Here is a 5,946-nt window from a genome sequence, read left to right as displayed (position 1 = left end):
GAGGTCGGCATGCAGAAAAGCAATCGAGCGGCAATCAGTAAGCCACCAGATAGCGGTCTCCAGGAGCACAGGCGAGGGTTTGTGAGCGACACATATCGTGTACGTCGTCGTCACCTAGCTGCGCGTGGTTCGAGCGCCATGTAACGCAATGAAGATTGGCTGGTACGTGCGTGCGGGTCGCCGCGCCAGGCAGGCGTACGCCTGTCGTTTGTGACGAGGCAAGCGGCCCGGCGCGGGTATGGCGGGTTGCGGGGGTTTTTCCTAACGACCAGGCAAAAAGAAACCCTCAGTCCAGTTGGACTGAGGGTTTCGGGTAAAGCCCCTGGCGATGACCTACTCTCGCATGGCTTGAGCCACACTACCATCGGCGCAGCTGCGTTTCACTTCCGAGTTCGGGATGGGATCGGGTGGTTCCACAGCGCTAATTTCACCAGGGAGACGGTTGGAGTGTCGCCAGTCGGAGCTTCGTGGCAAACGGATGCAGGTTAGTGCAAGCGTTTGCGTTGAAGCGCCTACGGCGCTCGTCTCGCATAGTTAACTTGTGACGTAGCTTGCGTTTGCGGATCTACCAACGTTCGTTGGGACCAAGGCAACTTGAGGTTATATGGTCAAGCCGCACGGATCATTAGTATCAGTTAGCTCAATACATTGCTGTACTTACACACCTGACCTATCAACCACATAGTCTATATGGTTCCTTTAGGGGGCTTGTGCCCCGGGAAGTCTCATCTTGAGGCGCGCTTCCCGCTTAGATGCTTTCAGCGGTTATCGCTTCCGAACATAGCTACCCGGCAATGCCACTGGCGTGACAACCGGAACACCAGAGGTTCGTCCACTCCGGTCCTCTCGTACTAGGAGCAGCCCCTCTCAAACTTCCAACGCCCATGGCAGATAGGGACCGAACTGTCTCACGACGTTCTGAACCCAGCTCGCGTACCACTTTAAATGGCGAACAGCCATACCCTTGGGACCGACTACAGCCCCAGGATGTGATGAGCCGACATCGAGGTGCCAAACACCGCCGTCGATATGAACTCTTGGGCGGTATCAGCCTGTTATCCCCGGAGTACCTTTTATCCGTTGAGCGATGGCCCTTCCATACAGAACCACCGGATCACTAAGACCTACTTTCGTACCTGCTTGATCCGTCGATCTTGCAGTCAAGCACGCTTATGCCTTTGCACACAGTGCGCGATGTCCGACCGCGCTGAGCGTACCTTCGTGCTCCTCCGTTACTCTTTAGGAGGAGACCGCCCCAGTCAAACTACCCACCATACACGGTCCCTGATCCGGATAACGGATCTAGGTTAGAACGTCAAGCACGACAGGGTGGTATTTCAAGGATGGCTCCACTGCAGCTAGCGCCACAGTTTCATAGCCTCCCACCTATCCTACACAGACGAACTCAACGTTCAGTGTAAAGCTATAGTAAAGGTTCACGGGGTCTTTCCGTCTTGCCACGGGAACGCTGCATCTTCACAGCGATTTCAATTTCACTGAGTCTCGGGTGGAGACAGCGCCGCTGTCGTTACGCCATTCGTGCAGGTCGGAACTTACCCGACAAGGAATTTCGCTACCTTAGGACCGTTATAGTTACGGCCGCCGTTTACTGGGGCTTCGATCAAGAGCTTCGCCTTGCGGCTGACCCCATCAATTAACCTTCCAGCACCGGGCAGGCGTCACACCCTATACGTCCACTTTCGTGTTTGCAGAGTGCTGTGTTTTTGATAAACAGTCGCAGCGGCCTGGTTTCTGCGACCCTCTTCAGCTATAGCTCGCATGAGCCACCAAAAAGGGTGCACCTTCTCCCGAAGTTACGGTGCCATGTTGCCTAGTTCCTTCACCCGAGTTCTCTCAAGCGCCTGAGAATTCTCATCCTACCCACCTGTGTCGGTTTACGGTACGGTCTTCGTGAGCTGAAGCTTAGGAGCTTTTCCTGGAAGCGTGGTATCAGTGACTTCGCCATAAAGGCTCGTCTCGGTGCTCGGTCTTAAAGAATCCCGGATTTGCCAAAGATTCAAACCTACCGCCTTTCCCCGGGACAACCAACGCCCGGTACACCTAACCTTCTCCGTCCCTCCATCGCACTCACGCGAGGTGCAGGAATATTAACCTGCTTCCCATCGACTACGGCTTTCGCCCTCGCCTTAGGGACCGACTAACCCTGCGTCGATTAACGTTGCGCAAGGAAACCTTGGGCTTTCGGCGTGCGGGCTTTTCACCCGCATTATCGTTACTCATGTCAGCATTCGCACTTCCGATACCTCCAGCAGACTTCTCAATCCACCTTCGCAGGCTTACGGAACGCTCCTCTACCGCGCATAAAACAAGTTTTATGCACCCCAAGCTTCGGTTCACTGCTTAGCCCCGTTAAATCTTCCGCGCAGACCGACTCGACCAGTGAGCTATTACGCTTTCTTTAAAGGGTGGCTGCTTCTAAGCCAACCTCCTGGCTGTCTGTGCCTTTCCACATCGTTTTCCACTTAGCAGTGAATTTGGGACCTTAGCTGTGGGTCTGGGTTGTTTCCCTTTTCACGACGGACGTTAGCACCCGCCGTGTGTCTCCCGGATAGTACGTACTGGTATTCGGAGTTTGCAATGGTTTGGTAAGTCGCGATGACCCCCTAGCCATAACAGTGCTCTACCCCCAGTAGTATTCGTCCGAGGCGCTACCTAAATAGCTTTCGAGGAGAACCAGCTATCTCCGGGTTCGATTAGCTTTTCACTCCTAATCACAGCTCATCCCCGTCTTTTGCAACAGACGTGGGTTCGGGCCTCCAGTACCTGTTACGGCACCTTCACCCTGGCCATGACTAGATCACCCGGTTTCGGGTCTACTGCCCGCGACTATGCGCCCTTATCAGACTCGGTTTCCCTTCGCCTCCCCTATACGGTTAAGCTTGCCACGAACAGTAAGTCGCTGACCCATTATACAAAAGGTACGCAGTCACTCTTGCGAGCTCCTACTGCTTGTACGCACACGGTTTCAGGATCTATTTCACTCCCCTCTCCGGGGTTCTTTTCGCCTTTCCCTCACGGTACTGGTTCACTATCGGTCGGTCAGGAGTATTTAGCCTTGGAGGATGGTCCCCCCATATTCAGACAGGGTTTCACGTGCCCCGCCCTACTCGTCTTCACTGGAGTGGCCCTTTTAAATACAGGGCTATCACCTTCTATGGCCAATCTTTCCAGATTGTTTTTCTAAAGCCATTCCAGCTTAAGGGCTGTTCCCCGTTCGCTCGTCACTACTTAGGGAATCTCGGTTGATTTCTTTTCCTCCGGTTACTTAGATATTTCAGTTCACCGGGTTCGCTTCCAGCAGCTATGAATTCACTGCAGGATACTGCCGAAGCAGTGGGTTTCCCCATTCGGATATTGCCGGATCAAAGCTTGTTGCCAGCTCCCCGACACTTTTCGCAGGCTACCACGTCCTTCATCGCCTCTGACCGCCTAGGCATCCACCGTGTGCGCTTATTCGCTTGACCATATAACCCCAAGTTGCCTCGGAGCTATACGTACGTGTTGTGTGGGGTACAAAGCCACCAACGCGAACATACGACTCAATTACTTAGGGACTCGAAGTCCCCGCCTTAGCCTCAACGACACGTTTAGATAGATATCTCAAACGCTCGCTACGTCACAAGTTATAAAAGAACATGTATCAGCCTCAACGCTGATCCATATAAATTCTTAAGTGTGCACTACATTCAGAGTGGTGGGTCTGGGTAGACTCGAACTACCGACCTCACCCTTATCAGGGGTGCGCTCTAACCACCTGAGCTACAGACCCGAAGTCTTTTCACTCAATATGGTGGAGCCTGTCGGGATCGAACCGACGACCCCCTGCTTGCAAAGCAGGTGCTCTCCCAGCTGAGCTAAGGCCCCAAAAGGGACTTCGCATACCGACCTGTGCCGGTATGAATCTCTGAATGCAGGTAATTTGTGAGGACGCCCGACAGGACGAATGACGTCATGCTCAAAAGGAGGTGATCCAGCCGCACCTTCCGATACGGCTACCTTGTTACGACTTCACCCCAGTCATCGGCCACACCGTGGCAAGCGCCCTCCCGAAGGTTAAGCTACCTGCTTCTGGTGCAACAAACTCCCATGGTGTGACGGGCGGTGTGTACAAGGCCCGGGAACGTATTCACCGCAGCAATGCTGATCTGCGATTACTAGCGATTCCGACTTCATGGAGTCGAGTTGCAGACTCCAATCCGGACTGAGATAGGGTTTCTGGGATTGGCTTGCCCTCGCGGGTTTGCAGCCCTCTGTCCCTACCATTGTAGTACGTGTGTAGCCCTGGTCGTAAGGGCCATGATGACTTGACGTCATCCCCACCTTCCTCCGGTTTGTCACCGGCGGTCTCCTTAGAGTTCCCACCATTACGTGCTGGCAACTAAGGACAAGGGTTGCGCTCGTTGCGGGACTTAACCCAACATCTCACGACACGAGCTGACGACAGCCATGCAGCACCTGTCTCACGGTTCCCGAAGGCACCAATCCATCTCTGGAAAGTTCCGTGGATGTCAAGACCAGGTAAGGTTCTTCGCGTTGCATCGAATTAAACCACATACTCCACCGCTTGTGCGGGCCCCCGTCAATTCCTTTGAGTTTCAGTCTTGCGACCGTACTCCCCAGGCGGCGAACTTAACGCGTTAGCTTCGATACTGCGTGCCAAATTGCACCCAACATCCAGTTCGCATCGTTTAGGGCGTGGACTACCAGGGTATCTAATCCTGTTTGCTCCCCACGCTTTCGTGCCTCAGTGTCAGTGTTGGTCCAGGTAGCCGCCTTCGCCACGGATGTTCCTCCCGATCTCTACGCATTTCACTGCTACACCGGGAATTCCGCTACCCTCTACCACACTCTAGTGACCCAGTATCCACTGCAATTCCCAGGTTGAGCCCAGGGCTTTCACAACAGACTTAAACCACCACCTACGCACGCTTTACGCCCAGTAATTCCGAGTAACGCTTGCACCCTTCGTATTACCGCGGCTGCTGGCACGAAGTTAGCCGGTGCTTATTCTTTGGGTACCGTCAGAACAATCGGGTATTAACCGACTGCTTTTCTTTCCCAACAAAAGGGCTTTACAACCCGAAGGCCTTCTTCACCCACGCGGCATGGCTGGATCAGGCTTGCGCCCATTGTCCAATATTCCCCACTGCTGCCTCCCGTAGGAGTCTGGACCGTGTCTCAGTTCCAGTGTGGCTGATCATCCTCTCAGACCAGCTACGGATCGTCGCCTTGGTGGGCCTTTACCCCGCCAACTAGCTAATCCGACATCGGCTCATTCAATCGCGCGAAGCCCGAAGGTCCTCCGCTTTCACCCGTAGGTCGTATGCGGTATTAGCGTAAGTTTCCCTACGTTATCCCCCACGAAAGAGTAGATTCCGATGTATTCCTCACCCGTCCGCCACTCGCCACCCATAAGAGCAAGCTCTTACTGTGCTGCCGTTCGACTTGCATGTGTTAGGCCTGCCGCCAGCGTTCACTCTGAGCCAGGATCAAACTCTTCACTTAAAATTACATGTCCGAAGACAAATTACTTTAGCTGCAGAAGTTCAACCACTGACAACTTATCGCTTGCAAAGCAATTAATATGTTGCTTTTTGATTAAACGTCTGCAAGATGGACAATCATCCTTCCTGCAGGCGTCCGCACAAATTACCTGCGCACACTGTCAAAGAACATTGGGAAGTGGCCTCAGCGCCGTTCCCGTCAGCTTCGTCGTTTCCGTCGAAGCGAGCCGCCCATTATAGCGGACTTTTTCTTGCCGTCAACACCTTGTTTCCGAGGTGGTTGACGCTGCTTCGTTTCAACCCGAAGGTTTTCTGCGAAGCGAGCCGGCCATATTAGCAGGCTTTTCATCTCCGTCAACCCCTCGTGAAGAGGAAGTTGCCGCCGCTGCACTTCAATCCGCCGTAGCGTCTTTCCGTGTAG

The 5,946-nt window shown here is 53.7% G+C and carries 2 tRNA genes and 3 rRNA genes; all 5 read right to left on the bottom strand.

Annotation, left to right across the window (positions count from 1 at the left end):
* Positions 1 to 320 precede the first annotated feature (320 nt).
* Positions 321 to 435 (bottom strand): 5S ribosomal RNA (gene rrf, locus ABQU90_RS22715).
* 169 nt (positions 436 to 604) lie between these two features.
* A 23S ribosomal RNA gene (locus ABQU90_RS22710) occupies positions 605 to 3,485 on the bottom strand.
* Between the two features lie 228 nt (positions 3,486 to 3,713).
* Positions 3,714 to 3,790: transfer RNA gene (locus ABQU90_RS22705), tRNA-Ile, on the bottom strand.
* 19 nt (positions 3,791 to 3,809) lie between these two features.
* Positions 3,810 to 3,885, bottom strand: a tRNA-Ala gene (locus ABQU90_RS22700).
* Positions 3,886 to 3,979: 94 nt separating this feature from the next.
* Positions 3,980 to 5,526: ribosomal RNA gene (locus tag ABQU90_RS22695) — 16S ribosomal RNA — on the bottom strand.
* Together the 16S, 23S and 5S rRNA genes with 2 tRNA genes alongside form the textbook arrangement of a ribosomal RNA operon.
* Positions 5,527 to 5,946 lie beyond the last annotated feature (420 nt).

Origin of the sequence: Xanthomonas sp. WHRI 10207, assembly GCF_040202975.1 — a bacterium.
Lineage (GTDB): Bacteria > Pseudomonadota > Gammaproteobacteria > Xanthomonadales > Xanthomonadaceae > Xanthomonas.
This window is presented reverse-complemented; position numbering and strand designations above follow the sequence as displayed.